At 37.2% G+C, this 20,642-nt stretch carries 23 protein-coding genes and 1 other annotated feature; of the genes, 7 read left to right on the forward strand and 16 right to left on the reverse strand.

Annotated elements, in window-relative coordinates; genetic code table 11:
• Nucleotides 1–230 precede the first annotated feature (230 nt).
• The 3 genes from AC1RNS_RS03415 to rpmG all read right to left on the reverse strand — a co-directional run bounded on the left by AC1RNS_RS03415 (nucleotide 231) and on the right by rpmG (nucleotide 1,331).
• Nucleotides 231–443: a YqgQ family protein gene (locus AC1RNS_RS03415; protein ID WP_283868673.1), complete on the reverse strand. Its 213-nt coding sequence runs from the start codon at nucleotides 441–443 to the stop codon at nucleotides 231–233.
• Between the two features lies 1 nt (nucleotide 444).
• Entirely contained in the window at nucleotides 445–1,029 is a 585-nt protein-coding gene (locus AC1RNS_RS03420; protein WP_492990773.1) for a 5-formyltetrahydrofolate cyclo-ligase, read from the reverse strand.
• A 152-nt stretch (nucleotides 1,030–1,181) separates the two neighbouring features.
• Entirely contained in the window at nucleotides 1,182–1,331 is a 150-nt protein-coding gene (gene rpmG, locus AC1RNS_RS03425; protein WP_008408521.1) for a 50S ribosomal protein L33, read from the reverse strand.
• A gap of 285 nt (nucleotides 1,332–1,616) precedes the next feature.
• On the opposite strand from rpmG, the gene AC1RNS_RS03430 reads away from it, so the two are divergent.
• Together AC1RNS_RS03430 and AC1RNS_RS03435 are read left to right on the forward strand one after the other, a co-directional pair.
• On the forward strand, nucleotides 1,617–2,069 hold the full coding sequence (locus AC1RNS_RS03430) for a hypothetical protein (RefSeq protein WP_492990776.1): 453 nt from the start codon (nucleotides 1,617–1,619) through the stop codon (nucleotides 2,067–2,069).
• A 3-nt stretch (nucleotides 2,070–2,072) separates the two neighbouring features.
• Nucleotides 2,073–2,564 (forward strand): hypothetical protein, encoded by a 492-nt coding sequence (locus AC1RNS_RS03435; protein WP_492990856.1) that lies wholly within the window; start codon nucleotides 2,073–2,075, stop codon nucleotides 2,562–2,564.
• Between the two features lie 52 nt (nucleotides 2,565–2,616).
• On the opposite strand, the gene AC1RNS_RS03440 is transcribed toward AC1RNS_RS03435, so the two are convergent.
• From AC1RNS_RS03440 to AC1RNS_RS03480, 9 genes are all read right to left on the reverse strand, one after another.
• Nucleotides 2,617–3,189: an anthranilate synthase component II gene (locus AC1RNS_RS03440; RefSeq protein WP_492990777.1), complete on the reverse strand. Its 573-nt coding sequence runs from the start codon at nucleotides 3,187–3,189 to the stop codon at nucleotides 2,617–2,619.
• Nucleotides 3,186–4,571 (reverse strand): anthranilate synthase component I, encoded by a 1,386-nt coding sequence (gene trpE, locus AC1RNS_RS03445; protein WP_492990779.1) that lies wholly within the window; start codon nucleotides 4,569–4,571, stop codon nucleotides 3,186–3,188. The genes AC1RNS_RS03440 and trpE overlap by 4 nt, the downstream gene beginning before the upstream one ends.
• 312 nt (nucleotides 4,572–4,883) lie before the next feature.
• Nucleotides 4,884–5,091 (reverse strand) — a binding site (T-box leader).
• A gap of 39 nt (nucleotides 5,092–5,130) precedes the next feature.
• A complete protein-coding gene (locus AC1RNS_RS03450) occupies nucleotides 5,131–6,204 on the reverse strand; it encodes a mechanosensitive ion channel family protein (protein WP_492990780.1) in 1,074 nt (357 codons plus the stop codon).
• Nucleotides 6,205–6,275: 71 nt separating this feature from the next.
• The gene (locus AC1RNS_RS03455; protein ID WP_492990782.1) at nucleotides 6,276–7,148 is read right to left on the reverse strand and encodes a vWA domain-containing protein; all 873 of its coding nucleotides are present in this window, start codon (nucleotides 7,146–7,148) and stop codon (nucleotides 6,276–6,278) included.
• A gap of 173 nt (nucleotides 7,149–7,321) precedes the next feature.
• The gene (phoU, locus tag AC1RNS_RS03460) at nucleotides 7,322–7,981 is read right to left on the reverse strand and encodes a phosphate signaling complex protein PhoU (protein WP_283868680.1); all 660 of its coding nucleotides are present in this window, start codon (nucleotides 7,979–7,981) and stop codon (nucleotides 7,322–7,324) included.
• Nucleotides 7,982–7,994: 13 nt separating this feature from the next.
• Nucleotides 7,995–8,828 (reverse strand): phosphate ABC transporter ATP-binding protein PstB, encoded by an 834-nt coding sequence (gene pstB, locus AC1RNS_RS03465; protein ID WP_283868681.1) that lies wholly within the window; start codon nucleotides 8,826–8,828, stop codon nucleotides 7,995–7,997.
• Between the two features lie 12 nt (nucleotides 8,829–8,840).
• Nucleotides 8,841–9,719 carry a phosphate ABC transporter permease PstA gene (pstA, locus tag AC1RNS_RS03470; RefSeq protein WP_283868682.1) on the reverse strand — a complete coding sequence of 293 codons (879 nt, stop codon included), beginning with the start codon at nucleotides 9,717–9,719 and terminating at the stop codon, nucleotides 8,841–8,843.
• Between the two features lies 1 nt (nucleotide 9,720).
• A complete protein-coding gene (gene pstC, locus AC1RNS_RS03475) occupies nucleotides 9,721–10,668 on the reverse strand; it encodes a phosphate ABC transporter permease subunit PstC (protein WP_492990785.1) in 948 nt (315 codons plus the stop codon).
• Between the two features lie 64 nt (nucleotides 10,669–10,732).
• Nucleotides 10,733–11,707: a PstS family phosphate ABC transporter substrate-binding protein gene (locus AC1RNS_RS03480; RefSeq protein WP_492990787.1), complete on the reverse strand. Its 975-nt coding sequence runs from the start codon at nucleotides 11,705–11,707 to the stop codon at nucleotides 10,733–10,735.
• A gap of 229 nt (nucleotides 11,708–11,936) precedes the next feature.
• On the opposite strand from AC1RNS_RS03480, the gene AC1RNS_RS03485 reads away from it, so the two are divergent.
• A complete protein-coding gene (locus tag AC1RNS_RS03485; RefSeq protein WP_286927283.1) occupies nucleotides 11,937–12,131 on the forward strand; it encodes a hypothetical protein in 195 nt (64 codons plus the stop codon).
• Between the two features lie 122 nt (nucleotides 12,132–12,253).
• Here AC1RNS_RS03485 and AC1RNS_RS03490 read toward each other — a convergent pair whose 3' ends face one another.
• The 4 genes from AC1RNS_RS03490 to AC1RNS_RS03505 all read right to left on the reverse strand — a co-directional run bounded on the left by AC1RNS_RS03490 (nucleotide 12,254) and on the right by AC1RNS_RS03505 (nucleotide 17,730).
• Nucleotides 12,254–14,458 carry a peptidoglycan D,D-transpeptidase FtsI family protein gene (locus tag AC1RNS_RS03490; RefSeq protein ID WP_492990788.1) on the reverse strand — a complete coding sequence of 735 codons (2,205 nt, stop codon included), beginning with the start codon at nucleotides 14,456–14,458 and terminating at the stop codon, nucleotides 12,254–12,256.
• Nucleotides 14,459–14,772: 314 nt separating this feature from the next.
• Entirely contained in the window at nucleotides 14,773–15,378 is a 606-nt protein-coding gene (locus tag AC1RNS_RS03495) for a superoxide dismutase (protein ID WP_492990789.1), read from the reverse strand.
• Between the two features lie 173 nt (nucleotides 15,379–15,551).
• The gene (locus AC1RNS_RS03500) at nucleotides 15,552–16,031 is read right to left on the reverse strand and encodes a DUF456 domain-containing protein (protein ID WP_492990790.1); all 480 of its coding nucleotides are present in this window, start codon (nucleotides 16,029–16,031) and stop codon (nucleotides 15,552–15,554) included.
• A gap of 67 nt (nucleotides 16,032–16,098) precedes the next feature.
• A complete protein-coding gene (locus AC1RNS_RS03505; protein WP_492990792.1) occupies nucleotides 16,099–17,730 on the reverse strand; it encodes a Na/Pi cotransporter family protein in 1,632 nt (543 codons plus the stop codon).
• A 194-nt stretch (nucleotides 17,731–17,924) separates the two neighbouring features.
• On the opposite strand from AC1RNS_RS03505, the gene AC1RNS_RS03510 reads away from it, so the two are divergent.
• The 4 genes from AC1RNS_RS03510 (at nucleotide 17,925) to AC1RNS_RS03525 (ending at nucleotide 20,636) form a co-directional block, all read left to right on the forward strand.
• Nucleotides 17,925–18,443 (forward strand): DUF1189 family protein, encoded by a 519-nt coding sequence (locus tag AC1RNS_RS03510; RefSeq protein WP_492990794.1) that lies wholly within the window; start codon nucleotides 17,925–17,927, stop codon nucleotides 18,441–18,443.
• Between the two features lie 52 nt (nucleotides 18,444–18,495).
• Nucleotides 18,496–18,840, forward strand: coding sequence for a hypothetical protein (locus AC1RNS_RS03515; RefSeq protein WP_429982421.1), 345 nt, complete (start codon nucleotides 18,496–18,498; stop codon nucleotides 18,838–18,840).
• Nucleotides 18,841–18,935: 95 nt separating this feature from the next.
• Nucleotides 18,936–20,051 carry a flavodoxin-dependent (E)-4-hydroxy-3-methylbut-2-enyl-diphosphate synthase gene (gene ispG, locus AC1RNS_RS03520; RefSeq protein WP_427544747.1) on the forward strand — a complete coding sequence of 372 codons (1,116 nt, stop codon included), beginning with the start codon at nucleotides 18,936–18,938 and terminating at the stop codon, nucleotides 20,049–20,051.
• 12 nt (nucleotides 20,052–20,063) lie between these two features.
• The gene (locus AC1RNS_RS03525) at nucleotides 20,064–20,636 is read left to right on the forward strand and encodes a 5' nucleotidase, NT5C type (RefSeq protein ID WP_492990797.1); all 573 of its coding nucleotides are present in this window, start codon (nucleotides 20,064–20,066) and stop codon (nucleotides 20,634–20,636) included.
• Nucleotides 20,637–20,642: the final 6 nt, after the last annotated feature.

Consider the following 20,642-nt stretch of genomic DNA (forward strand, 5'->3'; position numbering starts at 1 on the left):
ACAATTTGTTACTGAAACAAAATATATCTTAATCCTTTTTTTACAGATAATCAACAGATATATTTTTAGAAAACCCTTCTCCTTACTCTCTATGCGCTGGATACTTATATATACGTTATGCATTGTAAAAAGTTTCATAAAATCATAAAAACAGTGGAAAGCCACTGTTTCTTAGAATATTACAAACATGTTACACTATTTTTACAATACCCAATTTCATAATCTTTTAATCATGATTGATTATTTTCTTTCATACGAAGTTTTGTAGTTTCTTGTCGAATTAGTAACAACGCCATTTGGTAATCTTTACTATCTAGCACATTTGCTTTATATAATTCACGAATTTCATCCTCCATTAGCATTAAATCTCCAATAGGATCACGTGTATAAATATAAGTACCATATGTTTTTAATAATTCATAAATATCTAGCATTTTATCCATTTTAATTCGCTCCTCGTTGCGCAACACAATCTATACGTATTGTGGGGGTCACAATGATATCTACTGGGCAATCATGCCCTTCTGTCGGAACACGATCAACTAGCTGCTCGTCAAATAGCAATGACATGAGCTTACCCTTTTTATAGTTTAATACATAGCGGTCATAATAACCACCGCCATAGCCTATTCGATAGCCATATTGATCAAAAACAACACCTGGAACAAGTAGAACATTCATCTCATTTGCGTCAACAAACTCACATTTATCTGGAATCGGCTCACGCAAATGCATATACACAGTTTCTAGCTGTTCAAAAGAATTAATAACGTGAAATGTCATTTCTCTTGTTTTTGGGTTACATTTTGGAACAGCAACTTTTTTACCAAGATTCCATAATTCGTCAATAAGATGAAGCGTGTCGACTTCTGGTTTATTGGAAATGGTAATACCAATCGTATTTGCCTCTATTATATATGGTTCCTGTAGCACTTTTTTTACTATAGCTAAAGACTGCTCATGATAAGCTGCTTCACTCATAGTTGCAAGCGCTTCCTTTACCTTGTTTCGTAATGTTGTTTTATCCATGCCAAGCTACCTCCCCTAATCAATTTCCCCTAGGCGTAATTGTTTTGGTTTTTGGATGCCCATTGAAAAAAACTCATCCACATTCTTCTGTTTAATGAAGATAAAATAATGAAGAAAGCCAAAACCACTTGTGGTTTTGGCTTAATGAGCGATTACTTAGTTTCACGGTGAAGAGTGTATTTCTTCTCGCGAGAGCAATATTTTTTAAGTTCAAGACGCTCTGGATTGTTACGCTTGTTCTTTTTAGAAATGTAGTTACGTTCGCCGCAATCTGTGCAAGCTAAAGTAATGTTTACGCGCATCATTAACCCTCCCACTCTATATCAAGAATTTAAATTTGAGCATGATTTATACGACTAACCTATTATAACACAAACTGAAAAAAAATCTACCTTCATTTCATATTAAGTTTGCATATGGTAAAATATCTTATAAAGTGAAACTTCAATCAATGGGATATTCCTCATTCTCCACTGATTGTTAAGCTAAGCACTTCTCATCCTGCGTACACGCTTGTGTGACCAACATCGTGTTGGCCTCAATAAATTACTGCACGTTTATGCGGGATAATTACATACTTTAATGAGGTGAAACTATTGGATTTATCCATCATACTTATGAGTGTAGGCATTGTTCTAATTATTGTATCGTTCTTTTTCAAAAATAATGTAAAAAAAGTCGAACAGGACGTAGAAGAATTATCGATCTCTATTTTCCAGGAAACCAACAATTTAAAGCGACGACTTAAAATTGTCGAAGAAGAACTACTACTTGAGCCTGAGTTTCAGGTTAAAACACCGTCATCAATAAATAACTCAGTTTCAAATCCAAAGGTTCAACAGGTCATGCAAGCTGTGCAACAAGCAGCTCAAGTATCAAAAAATGGACAAGCAGCTACCAAAACAAAACCCATCCATCAAATTATTGTAAGTCAGGTGCTTGAACTTAATAAGCAGGGTATGTCCGTAGCAGATATAAGTATTCGCTCTAATTTAACTGAGGAACAAGTCAGACAAGTGATTGCAAACGGAGGTCGATAATTGATGAATAAGTCTGCAATCCGCGCATTTGGCATTGCCTTATTTCTTGTGGGAGCGTTACTAGCTTTAGCTGCTCGCTTCGATTTCAACATCGGTCTACCTACAAAAGCTTCCTCAAATGGGGAGCAAGTAGAGGAACTACAAAAAAAGCTTGCACAGTCAAATCAAGAAATTGCTTCATTAAAGGAGCAAATAAAGCAAATTCCTGAGAAAAATACCGAGAAGCCAAAACCATCTGAATCGAAGGACATAAATAAGTCCGTAGACAGCTCTAACAATGTAGCTACTATGACGCTTCAAATTTATAGCGGCATGGCACCATATACAGTAGCAAAAAAGCTAGAAGATGGTGGTATCATTGACAATAGTGTGGAGATGGAGCTCTTACTTGCCAATGCAAAATACGCACGAAGCTTACAAATTGGTTCCTATGAGGTCAATTCTTCAATGTCCTTAGAGGAAATTGCAAAGTTAATTACAGGAAAAAAACAATAAATAAGAAAAGGCTGTCAATAAAAGATATTAGTGACAGCCTTTTCTATTTCCTTTATGAAATTTGTTCTAAGAAGGCTTGCATCATGAGACCGCCCTCTTCTGTCCCAATAGATTCTGGGTGGAATTGCAAACCAAAAAGCGGATAATTTTTATGTTGTATTGCCATAATTTCGCCATCGTCACTGGAGGTTGCTAAAATGTTAAACTCCTCGTGTAGAGTGCTCTGCTCAATAATAAGGGAATGGTAGCGCATAACCTCAACTTCCCCGTCTAATTGTGCAAATAGACCTACTTTTTCATATTGAAGTGTAGATAGCTTACCATGCATAATATTTTTAGCCTGCACAATATTGCTTCCGAAAGCCTGCCCAATAGATTGATGTCCAAGACAAATGCCTAAAATCGGAAATTTTTTGTACAGCTCTTTTACTACACCCACTGTTATTCCTGCTTCAGTTGGCGTTCCTGGACCAGGGGATAAAATAATCGCCTCTGGCTGCATGCTTTCAATATCACTTACAGTTAGCTCGTCATTACGAACTACTTTTACTTCCTTCCCAAGCATTGATATTTGCTGATATAGATTATAAGTAAACGAATCATAGTTATCGATTAGTAAAATCATTTTTTTACCTCCAATAGCGCGCGTGCTTTATTCAATGTTTCCTCGTATTCAGACAATGGCACAGAGTCGTACACAATACCTGCACCTGCCTGAACATGGGCACGTTGATCCTTAATAATCATCGTACGAATGGCTAGTGCCAAATCCATATCCCCAGTTGTAGAAATATAGCCAACTGCGCCAGCGTAAACACCACGCTTTACGGGCTCTAACTCGTTGATAAGTTGCATAGCACGAATTTTCGGTGCACCTGATACTGTACCTGCCGGCAGACAGGCACGGAGAACATCTAAAACATGCACATCCTCACGTAATTCTCCAATAACCTCTGAGACGATATGCATAACATGCTTATAACGCTCAATATTCATATACTTTACAAGTTTCACTGTTCCAATTTTTGAAATTCGTCCTAAATCGTTACGCCCTAGATCCACTAACATCCGATGTTCAGCGATTTCTTTTTCATCATTTAATAAGCCCTCTGCAATAGCCTTATCCTGCTCCTCTGTTTGCCCCCTAGGCTTTGTACCAGCGATAGGATTTGTCGTTACTCTACGATCCTTTACCTTCACTAAACTTTCTGGAGAAGTGCCCAAAATAGTGTACGTTCCATAATCCATATAGAACATATAAGGCGAAGGGTTAGATGTACGTAATTGACGATATAAGGCAAATGGATTTCCAGTAAAGGATGAGGTGAAGCGTTGGGATAATACAATTTGGAATATATCACCTTTAAGAATATGCTGTTTCGCACGTTCAACCAATGCGATAAATTGCTCTTTTGCAATCATTGGCTTGAAATCTAGCTCTCCAAGCTGCATTTCCTCAAACGTCGCTCCTGCGTATAACTGTTCTTCAATCCTAGTAATTTCATTTTTCATTTCTTCAAGAGAACGTCCCTCAGCAAATAAATCAATAGCTGCCAATGTAATCTCTTGCTTTAAATGATCAAACACAATAAACGTATCATAGAAAAAGATATGGATATCTGGCATTTCTAGATCATCCTGTAAGTATTCACCTATTCTCTCTGTATAAAAAGCGGTTTCATATCCAAAGAAACCAATGGCACCCCCAAAAAAGGCGAAAGGATAGTCCTCCTGATGGAACGGCATTACCTGCTTTAATTTAACAAGTACATTTTCGCTCCCCTTTTCTGTATGACAATCTTTGGTAAAAGAATAACCATTCTGATCGCCAATTAATTCTGCAATTGGATTGACGGCGATAAATGAGTATCGACCACTTTCCTTATGCTTGGCTGACGATTCGAAAAGCATTTTATGCTTTCCTTCAAGTGATTGATAGACGGAAATTGGCGTCATCATATCCCCTTGTAGTACCTTCATAGTATACGTTCTAAGCTCAACTGTCATAATTCTTTCTCTCCTTCTCTAGGCTCTACTCTTCTACATCTTAAAACATATCAATTACGCCTCAACGTAATTGCATTCGGATTTTTTCGAGGCTCTCTCGAAAAGCTCCTCTTCAAAATTTGTGACAACCGCCGAAAGACCTTATCTTGATTCACCGTGCATACAAACGCCGGCTCAATACGAAAAAACGCATTAGAGGTGGAAGTATTCTGTACCTGACGCTTCGCTTTCGCACAGGAAAGAACTGTTGCTGTCGCTTTGCTTTCGCACAAGAAAGATTTGCTGAATCAAAATAAAAAGGCCTTTCCATCACAAAAGGACGGAAAAGCCGTGGTGCCACCTTCATTGGTCTCCTATAAAGACCCTCTCTAAGCCTTATAACGTAGGCAAACGCTAATCCATACTTTATTCAGGATTAGAGCTCCGAAGTCCATTCGCCATTCTTTTGCACTAGTTTCCACCAACCACTAGCTCTCTATAACAAATAATAATAGCTACTACTCTTCATCAAAGCTGATAACTCACCTTCATTGTAAACCAAAAAAACTAACAATTCAAATTATTTTTTAGTATCAAACCATTCATCTTCTGTTGGATTTACTAATACAATTTGTAGTTCCTCAATGATTTGACGAATCGCAAATAAAATATCCTGACGTACATCTAGCATGATAGCCGTTTCATTGCTTGCTACATAAAAACGCACAAGGACACGGTAATAGCTCGGATAAAACTCATCAATAAAGACATGAATCAATTCTTTTTCAGTCTTATTATGCAAATAAATTTCTTTTTGAATGGCACTTAAGGCACTGCGTATGGATTCCTCTTTATTTTCAGCGGCGACATATAAAAAATGCTCACATTTTCGTTTTTCTCGTCTCGATAAATTATAAATAGGACGATTGACCAAATAAGAATTCGGTACATATACAAGTCCTTTATCACCTGTTTGAATTAACGTGCTACGAAGGTTTATATCCTCAATCGTTCCTTCAATTTTTTGGTCATCTGTTGCAATCCAATCGCCAATTTTAAATGGGTTATCCAAAGCAACTGACATACCACCAAAGACATGTGCAAGCGTATCCCGAATACCAAAGGCAATTGCTACACCAGTTAAGCCAATTCCTGTTAAAAAGCCATTTAAGTTAAAGTTCCAAAAGGAAGCAATGGTAAACATCGCAAAAATCATGATGAGCACTTTTCCTATACGAAGAAAAAAAGGTAGTAGGACATTTGCTTCTTCTTCACCATTTAGTTGCAAAGGTTGTTTTGTATAAAAGTTTAAAACGTCGTATACCCCTTTAAAAGCGAAGAAAACAATAATCGACAACACAAAGTTTTTAGACGCTTTATGTGTGAATAAGGAAACATCTATCAAATAGGATAAGCTGATTACAATAACGGAAGTCATAAATGCATATCGAATCGCCTTATTAAATTGCGCTAGCACCGTTGCCTGAAAGTTGCGCTGACGATTTTCTAAAAATACAACAATCCGATTAATTATTTTCTTTATAACAAAATACTGAAAGAGCCAACCAATACCACAAAGAACGATGGCTATAATTACATCCATCCAGGTCGGTACTGTAAAACTAGATGGTATTAACCATTTCAAAAAATTCATATTTTTCTCCTCTAACTACTATGTATATGCACACAATAAAAGCCAATCACCTTGACGATCAGCTCTTATTGTTATTGAATAGCATCATCTGCAAAAAAAGCCTTATTGGCAAACCAAAATTGCTGCTCATTAAAATTATTTTCATGCATAGCTATAACCGAAAATTCAGCGTGATACTTACGCTTTATTTCCTCTAGCATTATTTTTGCTTGCTTTCCAATTAGATGTTGACCATCAATAGGCATTCCTTCAGTGAAGATAATAATCTCAGCTTCACTGCAATGTTGATTTTCCTGTAGCAAGCCTTTAACAAAATGTAATACGGGCAGTATTGCAGCTTCTCCTTTTGCCTTGTATTCAATAAAATCCTTAAAATCGGGTAAATTCAAATGACCATTTTCAAAGCGATAGTGTACATGAATTTGATAGTCGTAGGGGACGATGTATAAATCTCTATGCTCACGATGTGCACTCATAAACAATGGTAAAATCATACTTTTACAAAGCTCCGTATATGCTTCCATCCCCATTGTTTGTTCAAGGCATATAATGATTGGACCAGGGTCCTTTTTATACTCATTAAATGGAACATATAGGATATTTCCATTTTTTCTTGTTTGATGCTTTAGTTTTTGACGTCTTACTTCCTCCCACTTATGCTCATAATATGAGCGCTGTTCTTTCCCATTGGCTAGTCGCTCTGCTTGCTCAATCGCTGGTATATTTTCTTGAATTTCTTGCATGATATCTGCCAACTCAAGTGCAAATGCTGCCATATTCCGTAATGTTTCACTTTTGTAGAAATAATCAATAAAATAATGCTGTTCTTTGTCACTTAATTCTTCAAGATGTAAGTTTTCATATAGGAAGCGGAAATAGTCACGTTGCTCTGACGTGATTTCAATAGCGAATTTTTCTATGAGTGAATCTACAGGGTCTTTCACGAAGCAGCATCTCCTTTGCACATTTATTTAAATAATGTCTATAGTATAACCAAAATAATTATTTGACAATACAAATCGACCCTAGTATTTGACGCTATTTTGGCAAACATTGTTGCTGTTATCACATTATTTGCATAAAAAAAGAAGAGCTTATTAGCTAGCTCTTCTTTTCATTAATTATTTAATTCATAATGTTTGCCTTTTACTAAGTAAAATAAGTGTTCAGCAATATTTGTGGCATGATCCGCTGAGCGCTCTAAATGTCGGCACACAAAAGTTAGGTGTGTGATTTGAGAAATATGAGATGGATTTTCAGCCCCTGCACGAAGTAAAAGTGTGATTGTTGCGCCATATAAATCATCGATATAATCATCTAATTCTGCAATTTCTTTAGCATGAACCGTATCTTCCTCAGTAAAGGCTTTAATAACACTCTCTAGCATCTCTACTGTTTTATTACACATCGTTTGTAAATTCGTAGTAGAAAAGACTAACGGCTCTTTTCCAATGCGGATTGTCTCTTTGGCGATATTAACTGCATAATCGCCTACTCGTTCCATATCAGATGCAGCCTTTACTAATACCATAAGACGACGTAAATCAGTAGCTACAGGCTGCTGCTTGGCAATCAACAATATTACATGATCATTAATGGCTTCCTCAAGTCGATTAATCACTAAATCATCTTCAAGAATTTTTAGGGACTTCTCTAAATCTTGCTCTATTAATGCTTGAAATGCTAGCTTTAAAGCATTGATGCTACTCGTAGCAATCTCAACAAATTGCGCCTGCACTTCTTTTAATTCCTGCTCAAAACGTTCACGTACAACCATTATTGACTCCTCCTTAACCGAAACGACCGGATATATAATCTTCAGTACGTTGATCTGCAGGTGTCTGGAAGATAACGTCTGTTTTATCGTATTCAACAACCTCTCCACTTAAGAAAAATGCTGTACGATCAGAAATTCGTGCCGCTTGCTGCATATTATGTGTAACGATGACAATTGAGTAATCCTTTTTCAACTCTTGAACAAGTTCCTCAACTTTTAATGTCGAAATAGGGTCAAGTGCGGATGTAGGCTCATCCATTAAAATAACATCTGGTTCAATCGCTAAACAACGAGCAATACAAATACGCTGTTGCTGACCTCCCGATAAGCCATATGCATTTTGATTTAAACGATCCTTTACCTCATCCCAAATCGCCGCACCTCGTAATGATTTTTCAACAATTTCGTCAAGAATCTTTTTATTTTTAATACCGTGGATACGCGGACCGTAGGCAATATTATCATAAATAGATTTTGGGAATGGGTTTGGCTTTTGGAATACCATCCCTACACGAGTACGTAATTCCTCAACTGTATAGCTTTTGTCTAAAATATTACGTTCACGATAGACAATTTCTCCAGATGTGCGTACAATCGGCACTAGTTCTACCATTCGATTTAATGTTTTTAAATACGTAGATTTACCACAACCTGAAGGACCAATAATAGCAGTTACTTCATTTTCATAGATACTTAAATTGACATCTTTTAAGCCATGATGATCTCCATACCATAAGTTTAAATTACGTGTATCATATACTATATTTTTAGCCACATCAGCCGAAAGCTTAGAAGCCGTTTGAATCGATTTGACAACTGATTTTTCCTCTTGAAAATCTAGTACCATAAGGTCACCTCATTAATAACGTTTTTGGAATTTATTTCGAATAAAGATTGCAATAGAGTTCATCAATAAAAGCACTGACATCAAGACTAAAATACCGGCTGCCGCAACATATTGAAAAGCCTCTTGTGGACGTTTTGCCCAATCATAAATTTGCATTGGTAACGCAGTAAATTGACTCAATAAACCATTTGGTAAAAATTGCAAAATAACAGGAATTCCAATAACAACAAGTGGTGCTGTTTCACCTATGGCACGAGATAAGGCTAAAATACTCCCTGTTAAAATTCCTGGAATAGCTGCTGGAAGAACAACTCGTAGAATCGTTTGCCATTTTGTTGCCCCCATTCCATATGAAGCTTCACGTTGCTCATTAGGCACTGCGCGGATTGCCTCCTGAGCTGCCACAATGATTACTGGCAATATTAATAAGCTCATTGTAAATCCTGCTGCTAAAATACTTTTTCCTAATTCCATCATACGAACGAAAATTGTTAACCCTAATAAACCAAAAACAATGGAAGGCACACCTGCTAAATTGGAGATATTCATTCGAATAAAGTCGTTTAGCCTATTTTTCTTTGCATATTCTTCTAAATAAATAGCTGTCCCTACTCCTAAAATAATGGATACTGGTGCAACAACTGCCATTAACCAAAGGGAACCTACAAGAGCTGCTTTAATCCCCGCTTTATCAGCGAAACGAGATGCAAAGTTTGTTAAAAAATCAATATTTAAATAGTCTATGCCCTGTGTCACGATACGATAAAGCAAAATGGCTAGTGTCACAAGTGCAAAGGTAGTTGCTAAGAAAAATAAGATCTTCCAGACTTTATTGGCTGAAATACGCTTTGTCATTCGTTTCATGACAACTGTGTCATTGATATAGCGCATGCTAGTAAACCTCCCTGAAGCGTTTCGAAATATAGTGAGCTAATAAATTCATCACTAATGTAAAAATGAATAATGTGAATCCAACAGAATAAATAGAGTAATAAATAGTTGTACCATAACCAGCATCACCAGTAGAAACTTGTACAATATAAGCAGTCATGGTTTGAATGGAGTCAGTCACATCTAAATCAAATTTTGGTGTTGAACCACCAGCAAGAGATACAATCATAGTCTCACCAATTGCCCGGGAAATAGCCAGAACAACTGAAGCGATAATTCCTGATAATGCTGCAGGTAATACAACTTTAATGGCAACCTCAAACTTAGTTGCCCCAAGAGCCAATGCACCTTCTCGCATGCTATTTGGAACAGAGGACATTGCATCTTCTGATAGAGATGTTATCATTGGTAAAATCATAATTCCTACAACTATCCCAGGACTTAGTGCATTAAAAAGTTTAAGGCCTGGTACAATTTCTTGTAATAAAGGTGTTACAAATGTTAGAGCAAAGAAGCCGTAAACAATTGTTGGTACTCCTGCTAATACCTCTAAAATAGGCTTCACTGTACGTCTAGTTTTTTCACTCGCATATTCACTTAAGTAAATAGCCGAAGCAATGCCAAATGGTACTGCTACAACTACTGCTATTAATGTAACTTTCATTGTTCCAGCAATTAATGGTAGTATCCCAAATAACGGTTCCTTCCCTGAAAATGGTAACCACTGTGTACCAAAAAGGAAATCCGTAATCGAAACACGTTTAAAGAATTCAAACGTTTCAAAAATAAGGGTGAAAACAATGCCAAACGTTGTCAATATAGAAATAAGGGCTGCAGAAAATAATAGAGCTGGCATCGCTTTTTCCACTATTTTCTTTGTTTTTTGATTGCGCGAATTTGCAATTAATTGCTGCACAGATGATGTCTTATTTTCCTTTTGAGAAACCATGGGGTGCTCCTTTCAAATAAGAGAGGGAAAGAGCATACATCTCTTTCCCTCTATGCATGTCTTCTTATTTTAAGCCTTCTAATGTTTTTAAGCCTTCAGCATATTTGTCTTCAGGTAGACGGACATAACCAACTGCCTCTGCCATATCCCCTGCATTTTCAAGTGTAAATTTGATGAAATCATATGCTGCTTCGTTATCTTTCATTGCACTATTCTTTACATATGTGAATAGTGGACGTGAAAGTGGTGAATACTCGCCTGCTTCGATTGTTTCATTTGTTGGCTCAACACCATTTACCTTCACAATGCTTAATTTATCTTTATTTTCTAAGTAGTAAGCATAGCCGAAGAAGCCAATTGCATTTTTGTCACCAGCAACACCTTGAACTAGCATGTTATCATCCTCAGATAATGTAGCAGCACTTACTAAATCAGCACCATCTAAAATTACTTCATCAAAGTAATCATACGTACCTGAGTCAGTACCTGGAGAATAGAATACGATTTTTTCACTTGGCCAAGATGGATCAATATCAGACCATTTTTTCTCAGTACCGTCTTCAATCCAAATTTTCTTTAATTGCTCTACCGTTAAATCCTTTGCCCAATCATTTTCTGGGTTCACTACTACTGATAAGCCATCATATGCTAAAGCTAACTCAGTAAAAGCAATTCCTGCTTCTTCAAGTTTTGCTTTCTCTTCATCTTTTATATTACGAGATGCGTTAGAAAAGTCTGTCTCACCTGCGATGAATTTTTCAAAGCCACCACCAGTACCAGAAACACCTACCGATACTTTGACATCTGGTTGAGTTCCTGCATACTCTTCAACAACTGCTTCAATAATAGGTGCTACTGTTGATGAGCCATCCCCAGCTACAGCCCCTTGCAGTTTTTTGTCAGCAGTGTCTTGTTCTGAGCTTGCTGGTGTTTTTGTTTCTGCATTGTTACCATTTTGCGCAGAGTCACTGCCACATGCACCAAGCATTAAAGCTGAACCCATTACCGCTGTCATCGTTAAGTACTTCCACTTTTTCATCTCATTTGCCTCCGTCACTAACTTTTTTATAGTTGTTTGTCTTACAATCTTTACTATAATGTTTGATTGTTGAAGTCGTATAAACAGTTCGTAAAAGAGACGTAAAGGAATGTAATGCTTTGTAAACGATTGTAAAGAAGAATTTACAATTGCAAATACTTGCTTCCTTATTGAAAGATGCTATAATAAGCAATTGTGTCAAGAATTAATAGAAGAGGAGTTTGACTTTGTGATTAAGCATGTAAAAGTACAAAATGCCGATTACTTCAAAACATATCTAACACTCGTAATGGAACATCGAGAATTCTCTTTACAGGAAGCTGTTGATTTTATGGTTGAGTCCTATTTCTGTAATAATATAGAGCTTTATGGGAAAAAACCAAAGCAACAATTTGAATTAGCTATTCAACAACTATCTGCATAAGATTTTCATATGCACTATTATATAGAAGAAAACACGGTATGCAGACTCTACCTCTCATACCGTGTTTTCTATATCATGACAGATAAAAACCGCTAGAGCATCGAGATGCCTAGCGGTTTCTTTTATTGTTGTTCATCTTCACCAATTTTATCCTTTGTCACAGCTGGTAAAATAGGCTGTGTTACATCACTATCTGTTACTTTTTCAGTTTTATATTTTTCTTTTAACTCATAGTATTTATCCAGAGCCTTTCTTGCAATATCACTATTTGCCGAAAAAGGTTGACTAGGGTTTGTTGATGCCCAAGGAATAACTACAGCATAGGCAATTTCAGGATTTTCATAAGGGGCAAAACCAACATGTGTATACGTAAGTGTATATGTACCCCAATTTTCTCGTAAATCCCCATAATATATTACCTCAGCTGTTCCTGTTTTCCCTGCCGCTGTATATGGTGCATTTGCAAACTGTCTTTTAGCTGTACCATTCGCACCTGTATAGACACGGCGAAGCCCTTGTTTTACATAGTTAATTTCATCTGATGAATTATCAATTTGATTTAAAATCGTTGGTCCAATTTCTGTTACTAATTGACCAAGCTCCTGTCCATCTTTTGATGGCTGACGTACCTCTTTAACAACATGTGGCTGAATTCGATAGCCGCCATTAGCAACTGTTGAAATATATTGTGCTAATTGTAATGGTGTATACGTATCATACTGTCCAATCGCTAAGTCAAGTAACTTCCCTCCATAGGTTGGACCAGAAGGACCTTGTACACCGCTAAATTCATTTGGTAAATCGATCCCTGTTTTTACTCCTAAACCGAATTGTGCATAGGAATTACGCATTTTTTGGAATGTATCGTCCTTTAAACGTAGAGGCATTCCATAGCTATAAGGTGTTTTATTAATCAGTAGAGCAGTTTTAAACATATACACGTTAGAAGATTGCTCTAAGGCTCTTAAACCATCCATTGAGATATAGCCAGAACGGTTAAAAATAGATTTTTTTGCCTTAGTACCTAATAAGGTAATTGGTTCATCGCCTAATACAGTCCGTGGTGTAATGGCTCCTAGATTGTACCCCGTTAGTAATGTTGCTGCCTTAACTGCAGAACCTGCCTCATAAGCTGTTGTAAAGTTGCCATACGAATAATCAACGACTACATTTTTTCCTGTCTCTGAATCTTTTTCAATCTTCTTACCAACCATTGATAATACGTCTCCAGTATTTGGATCCATCATAACTAAAAAGGCGCGATCTGATAATTTTGAACCGGAACGTGCTTTTATATTAAGTAATTCTTCTTCGACGATTTTCTCTGTTTCAGCAGTTAATTCACTATCTAGTGTTAATACCAAATCTTTACCAGGCTCACCTTCATAGGTTGTAACGGTATCGACTACCTGCCCTTTTCTATTCGTTATATTTTTAACAACTGCTTTTTGTCCTTGTAGTAAATCCTCATACTGAGCTTCAATATAACTTTCACCAACACGGTCATTACGTGAATAATCTCGGGCTAAATAGTAATTCAGCTTTTCCTTTGGAATCCCTTTTGTTGGGACAGTTGTTCGCCCTAGAATAGAAAGAGATGATAATTTTACACGCTTCCAATCTGTTGTTGTATTGACGCCTGGAAATTCTGTTAGTCGCTCGGAGACACGTGCAAATTCGTCGGCAGATACATTCTCACTTTTGATAATTTGAGGTGATAAACTATAGCCTGATGCCATTTCTCGGTAGATTGCTAGAACTTCTAAATCAGCATCTGACAGCTGTAATAATTCTTCGTTTGTAATACGTTCCCGAACTAGCTTATCAATCTGTGCGTTGATTTGACTTGTTGTAATATTTTCTTGTTTTTTAATTTTACTTTCTTCGGCTTTCGTTACCTTTGCATAAGCAGCATCATGATTTTTTAAGATCCAAAAATCCTGTTTATCACGCAACGTGACACGGTTTATTGGCTGCTCAATCAATTGCGCTAGTTTTTCAGCTATGTCTAGCATTTCCTCGGTGGTTGTAGTCTGCATTTTCGTATACGTAATCGCATTTTCAGGATGATTATCAACTAAAATACGCCCGTAACGATCATACATACGTCCTCTTGGCACACTTGTGTTAACAGGGACCTCTTCTGTACTCTCTAAAAAACGTACATATTCCTCCCCTTTAACAATTTGCATATAGCCAAGCCTAAAAATTAACATCGAAAATATGATAAATATAGCAAAGAAAAGGACATTCATACGAAATGTTAAATTAGAATGATGTTTTGCTTTAACACTCGCCGCGCGATTTTTCCCTGGTGCTTTGCGCATATGTATCCCCCTCCTTATCTAATAACAGTTTAAATACACGATACCTAGTATACCATTCAAAGGTACGTCAGGAAAGCATGCACTTGCGAATTCATGTTTGAAAACATCATTTATTTGACGGCATATTGAAGCGAAAGGTTGCTATTCCCAATCAATTACTTAAAGTTTTTGGATTCTATCCATTACTTGGTCTTCTCTATCCATCTTTTTGATTGTTCAATTCGTCATTTTTGCCTCTCTATCCATCAAACCATCAAAAAAGGCTATATCAGGGTGGTGAATCACCGTTGACATAGCCTTTTATTACTCAATCATTATTTTGCTGCTTGGAATTTAGCTTCTACTACATCCCAGTTTACTACGTTCCAGAATGCACCGATGTAATCTGGACGACGGTTTTGGTAGTTAAGGTAGTAAGCATGCTCCCAAACGTCTAAGCCTAGGATCGGTGTTTTACCTTCCATAACCGGAGAGTCTTGGTTTGGAGTTGATGTAACAGCAACTGAGTCACCATCAACAATTAACCAAGCCCAGCCTGAACCGAAGCGAGTTGTAGCAGCTTTAGCAAATTCTTCTTTGAATGCATCGAAAGAACCGAATTTAGCGTCAATTGCTTTTGCAACTTCACCAACTGGTGTGTTTGAACCGCCTGGAGCGATTAGTTCCCAGAATAATGTATGGTTAGCATGTCCACCACCATTGTTACGTACAGCAGTTTGTTTGTCAGCTGGAAGCGCATCAAGGTTTGCGATTAGATCGTTAATATCTTTCTCTGCAAATTCAGTGCCTTCAACAGCAGCGTTTAAATTTGTTACATACGTATTGTGGTGTTTAGAATGGTGAATCTCCATTGTTTTTGCATCGATATGTGGTTCTAATGCGTCATAAGCGTAAGTTAATTGTGGTAATTCATAAGCCATTGTTATGTTCCTCCCTAAAATAAAGAAATAATTAGTACATTCATAGATTATCAAAATTGGTCAAACCATTCAACGAAAAATACTTCAAATTAAAGATTTCAGCCTTTTGACTGAAAAACCAATACGTTTACTATCCTACCCTTATTCTCATATAACTAAACATGTATGAAAAATTAGATAGCGATAAAGAACACAATAATCATGACAATTTGGATAACCGCCTTTGCTACCGTCGAAGTTAAAAAGCCTACAAGTGAACCAACACCACTTTTAACGGATTCACCAAATGGTCGACGTTCCACAAGTAACTCAGCAATTACTGCTCCTAAAAATGGTCCTACTAGTATTCCCGCAACAGGGATAACGAACGGTCCAATTAATAAACCAATGGTACTGCCCCACATACCAGCATTTGTACCACCGAATTTTTTAATTCCAAAGGCGTTTGCTACAGTATCTGCACCAAATAACAGCACAACAAATAATATTTCGATTGTCCAGAACAACCAACTTAAATCAGTAAACGAGAAAAATAACCCATATACTATAAAGCCACCAAGTAAAAAAATAACTCCTGGAATGATGGGGTACACCAAACCAATAAATGAAATGATAAAGAAGGCAATCACTACTATCCAGCCAACAATTTCCATCTATATTCGCTCCTTCTGCTGTGCATTGCCTTTCATACGTACTTGCAAAGCTAAAAGTTTCAATTTCTTAATGTCGAATTCCTAAAATAGAGTCAGCTATATTTACAGCATGATCTCCGATACGCTCTAAGTTGCTAACAATATCTGTATAAACAATCCCTGCCGCTCCACTGCACTCATTTGCATTTAAGCGTGCAATATGCTTTTGTCTCAGCTTATCCTCCATATCATCAATCAGACTTTCCAGCTCTGTTACTTCCTGGGCCAAGCTTAAACTTGCAGTATCCAGTGCCTCAATGCTCTTGCGTACCGCCTCAATTGCCAAGCTAAACATCCCGATTAAATCTTGGCGTGCAGACTTACTTAGGCTTACCTCATGATGATCCTTATATTGTAAAAGCTCTAAAATATTTTCAAAATGATCGCCAATGCGTTCAATATCGCGTACATTTGTCAGCAATGTGTGGTGTCTTACAGAGTCTGCACGAGAAAGTGGCTGCTTAGACACCATGACTAAATAATTAGTGATCTCCTTATCTAAATGATTCAGTCCTGCCTCTAGCTGTAAAACGGTCGGAATATGGACAGCCTCACCTGTTTTCATATATAAGAATGTTTCTTCAAGACCACGTAGTGCATGCTCACCCATTCGCAACACTTCCTCTTTCGCTTGCCCAAGTGCAATTGCTGGAGAGGAGTCAATAAAGGATGGATCTAAATGCTTCGTTGTGACATCAATATTTCCATCACGTCCAGGCAATAGCTTTGTCACAACCGCTGCCAATCCACCAATAAATGGTACCTGAATAATCATATTAAATACATTAAAGGAGCCATGTGCAATGGCAATCTGCATCCTTGGCTCTAAATGGAAAAGCTCACTAATCCATTGAACAAACTGTATAAAGGGTGTAAAAAAAATCATGAAAATAACAGTTCCGATAACATTAAAAAGCACATGTGCCGCAGCTGCACGCTTCGCATAAATAGAAGCCCCAAGCGATGCTAAAACAGCTGTAATCGTTGTACCAATATTTTCTCCAAATAAAATAGGCAATGCACTGTCTAAACCAATAAGATGCTCAGCATATAAGCCCTGCAGCACACCGACAGTGGCTGTTGAGCTTTGCACAAGCAATGTAAACACTGTTCCTAAAAAGATGCCAATAACGGGCTGATCTCTTAAGTGCAGTGTTAATGATGCAAAATCAGCCAATTGATGAATAGACTGCATACTGGCACTCATTAACTCCAAGCCTAAAAATAATCCCCCAAAGCCAAATACGATTTGTCCAATATGCTGGTAGGTTGCTTTCTTAAAGAAGAATAATAAACTAGCACCTATCGCCAACAATGGATAAAAATAAAAACCAATATTAATGCCAATAATAAATGCCGTGATTGTTGTGCCAATATTGGCACCCATAATAACACCGATTGCTTGACGCAATGTTAAAAAGCCCGCACTGACAAGTCCAACCGTAATGACCGTTGTTGCAGAGCTTGATTGAATACAAATCGTCACAATTATTCCTACAAGTACACCCATTAATGGATTTGTTGTAAATCGATTCAACCATTCCCGCAGTCGATCATCTGCTGATTTTTGAAGCCCATCTCCCATAAATTTAATGGAAAATAAGAAAACCCCTAACCCGCCTAAAAATTGAAACAGTATGTTTTGCCAATCTATCGTCAATTGTATTCGCTCCAATTCTTACATCTCTACTACTCTATTCCTAATCTTTAAATGATAGTGTAGAAAAAGTAAAGAAAACCTTTAACTTCTTTACACAATGTTAACATTTTATCATTCTATTCTCAGCTATTACTATTTATCTCGTATCTTGTCAAAGTTGAACATGATAGAATAGCGATTGGAGGAGATATGCTATGAAACACTCACAACTATTTATTGACAGCTTAATTCATCCTAAAAAACTAGCTGCCTACCGTTTATTACCTATTGGAAAAGTCATTCAATATACCTTTCTGCTCATAACAATCGTGACTGTTTTCTCTTTTGGTCGCTTTACAGCTGGTATGTCCGTAGACACATTTGATATGACAAGTATAAACGGGTTAACTGAATATATAGAGGGCATTAAATGGCTATTGTACCCTGTAACATTCATCATGCTTTTCGTTTTTACAACCATGCTTATCTTTGGGCAAATCGCACTCTATGCCTTGGCGGGTCTATTTATCTTAAAGGTGATGAAGCGCCGCGGAGAATACCGCCATATTTGGCGAACAACAACATTTGCCATGACCTGGGCTACTCTTATCAGCATGCTATCAGATTATTTACCGATTAACAGCACCATTATCTCTGTTTTTTCCTTACTTTTAACAGTCACTCTATTAATTGTTGCCTTTACAAAATATCCAAAACAACCAATTGCAAAATAATGTGCATGATTCCCCCCTCTTCTAAATATAGTGTAGAAAAGGAGGGGATTTTTTGCGTGCATTCGTGTTAACAGCCATTATCATTATTATTGCTTTTGTTGTGAAAGTAGATTTAACTGAGGGCTCCTTACAATTTTCTGCATTTTCCTTAAAAAATTCAGATAACGCTCTTTGTGAAAAACAGCGGGAACCTAATTATATTACTGTACAAACTATTCAAGGAGATACAATTCACAGCCTCTTTGCACTACATCCTGCAAAAGTACCCATGACCTTTCCTGAACGCTTGGAGTTATTTTATCAATTAAACCCTCATTTACAATTACAGGCACTTATTCCTGGTGAAAATATAAAGCTTCCATTGTCATTTGAATTTGAAAACAAATGTGGAAAATGAAATGTTAACGTTTCTTCCTTGTCCTTATTTTCTTACACTGCTAAAATAAATGACAGTGACGGCTGAAAGTATGGCCCGAAAAGGAGAGAAAGTTAATGAGTGAAATTTGTCACCGTTCAAATACACGTCCTGTACGTGTCGGTAACTTAACAATTGGTGGTAGTAATGAATTATTCATTCAAAGTATGTGTACAACAAAAACACATGATGTTGAAGCAACAGTAGCAGAGATACTTCGTCTAGAGGAAGCAGGCTGTCAAATTGTTCGTGTCGCAGTACCAGACGAGCGTGCAGCGGATGCCATTGCAGAAATAAAAAAGCGTATCCATATTCCTCTAGTAGCTGATATTCACTTTGATTATAGATTAGCATTAAAAGCAATTGAAAATGGTATTGATAAAGTACGTATCAACCCTGGGAATATTGGTCGTAAGGAAAAAGTAGAGGCGGTTGTCAATGCAGCAAAAGCAAAAGGCATTCCGATTCGTATCGGTGTTAACGCCGGTTCTTTAGAGCGTCATATTTTAGAAAAATACGGTTATCCTACTGCAGATGGGATGGTTGAATCGGCTCTGCATCATATTAAAATATTGGAAGACTTGGATTTCCACGATATTATCGTATCCATGAAGGCATCAGATGTAAATCTTGCAATTGAGGCCTATGAAAAAGCGTCGAAGGCCTTTAATTACCCACTTCACTTAGGGATTACAGAATCAGGCACACTATTTGCAGGAACTGTAAAATCCGCAGCAGGTTTAGGTGCTATACTTTCAAAAGGAATCGGTAACACGCTTCGTATTTCATTATCTGCTGATCCTGTAGAAGAGGTAAAAGTCGCACGTGAGCTATTAAAATCTTTTGGCTTGGCTTCTAATATGGCAACGCTAATTTCCTGCCCAACATGTGGCCGAATCGAAATTGATTTAATTTCCATTGCCAATGAAGTAGAAGAGTATATTTCAAAATTAAATGTACCACTAAAAGTAGCGGTGCTTGGCTGTGCAGTAAACGGTCCTGGTGAAGCACGTGAAGCTGACATCGGTATTGCAGGGGCACGTGGTGAAGGTTTACTATTTATGAAGGGCAAAACTGTTCGAAAAGTACCTGAAGAAACGATGGTAGAAGAGCTGAAAAAGGAAATTGATAAATTAGCAGCTGAAATGGAAGAAAAGCGAGCAGCTGAAGAAGCAGCAAAAGCAAACGCCTAGGGAGGTGCTAGCATGAGAAAACCTCGCTTTGGTATTGATATTGACGGAACAGTGACATGTCCTAGTACACTCATTCCACATATTAATAAACAATACAATGTAAATATTACGCTTGATGATGTCTGTGAATATGATTTTTTATCAGCATTTCCGCACCCTGTTGATCGAGGCGTATTTAATACATGGTTTAAGGAAAACGAACCTTATATGTATGAAGTATCTGAGGTGGCGAAAGATGCTAAAAATACTTTAAGTGCTTGGCAAAACAATTTTGAGCTCTACTATATTTCTGCCCGCAGTGAAAATCTAGTAGATATTACTGTTAATTGGTTTAAAACACAAGCAATTCCGTACGATCATATCGAGCTTCTAGGTAGCCATGATAAACTAGCAGCAGCAAAAAAACATGCTGTAGAAGCGTTCTTTGAGGATAAGCACGATAATGCTGTTATGCTAGCGGAAGAGTTAAAAATACCCGTCGTGTTATTTGACACACCTTATAACCGTCTTGCTGTGCCTGACAGTGTTGTACGGGTCTATAATTGGCAAGAAGCTAATCAATTTATTACACAATTTTTTAAATAAACAAGA

The organism is Lysinibacillus sp. GW821-FHT14F06 (assembly GCF_058803665.1).

Coding starts and splice junctions, on each gene's coding strand:
- AC1RNS_RS03450 (WP_492990780.1), bottom strand. CDS start 6,204: ATGAATTTTTTGAAATGGTTAATACCATCTAGTTTTACAGTACCGACC.
- pstC (WP_492990785.1), bottom strand. CDS start 10,668: ATGGTTTCTCAAAAGGAAAATAAGACATCATCTGTGCAGCAATTAATT.
- pstA (WP_283868682.1), bottom strand. CDS start 9,719: ATGCGCTATATCAATGACACAGTTGTCATGAAACGAATGACAAAGCGT.
- AC1RNS_RS03480 (WP_492990787.1), bottom strand. CDS start 11,707: ATGAAAAAGTGGAAGTACTTAACGATGACAGCGGTAATGGGTTCAGCT.
- AC1RNS_RS03510 (WP_492990794.1), top strand. CDS start 17,925: ATGAAACACTCACAACTATTTATTGACAGCTTAATTCATCCTAAAAAA.
- ispG (WP_427544747.1), top strand. CDS start 18,936: ATGAGTGAAATTTGTCACCGTTCAAATACACGTCCTGTACGTGTCGGT.
- AC1RNS_RS03415 (WP_283868673.1), bottom strand. CDS start 443: ATGGATAAAATGCTAGATATTTATGAATTATTAAAAACATATGGTACT.
- pstB (WP_283868681.1), bottom strand. CDS start 8,828: ATGGTACTAGATTTTCAAGAGGAAAAATCAGTTGTCAAATCGATTCAA.
- phoU (WP_283868680.1), bottom strand. CDS start 7,981: ATGGTTGTACGTGAACGTTTTGAGCAGGAATTAAAAGAAGTGCAGGCG.
- AC1RNS_RS03525 (WP_492990797.1), top strand. CDS start 20,064: ATGAGAAAACCTCGCTTTGGTATTGATATTGACGGAACAGTGACATGT.
- AC1RNS_RS03435 (WP_492990856.1), top strand. CDS start 2,073: ATGAATAAGTCTGCAATCCGCGCATTTGGCATTGCCTTATTTCTTGTG.
- AC1RNS_RS03500 (WP_492990790.1), bottom strand. CDS start 16,031: ATGGAAATTGTTGGCTGGATAGTAGTGATTGCCTTCTTTATCATTTCA.
- AC1RNS_RS03490 (WP_492990788.1), bottom strand. CDS start 14,458: ATGCGCAAAGCACCAGGGAAAAATCGCGCGGCGAGTGTTAAAGCAAAA.
- AC1RNS_RS03420 (WP_492990773.1), bottom strand. CDS start 1,029: ATGGATAAAACAACATTACGAAACAAGGTAAAGGAAGCGCTTGCAACT.
- AC1RNS_RS03495 (WP_492990789.1), bottom strand. CDS start 15,378: ATGGCTTATGAATTACCACAATTAACTTACGCTTATGACGCATTAGAA.
- AC1RNS_RS03440 (WP_492990777.1), bottom strand. CDS start 3,189: ATGATTTTACTAATCGATAACTATGATTCGTTTACTTATAATCTATAT.
- rpmG (WP_008408521.1), bottom strand. CDS start 1,331: ATGCGCGTAAACATTACTTTAGCTTGCACAGATTGCGGCGAACGTAAC.
- trpE (WP_492990779.1), bottom strand. CDS start 4,571: ATGACAGTTGAGCTTAGAACGTATACTATGAAGGTACTACAAGGGGAT.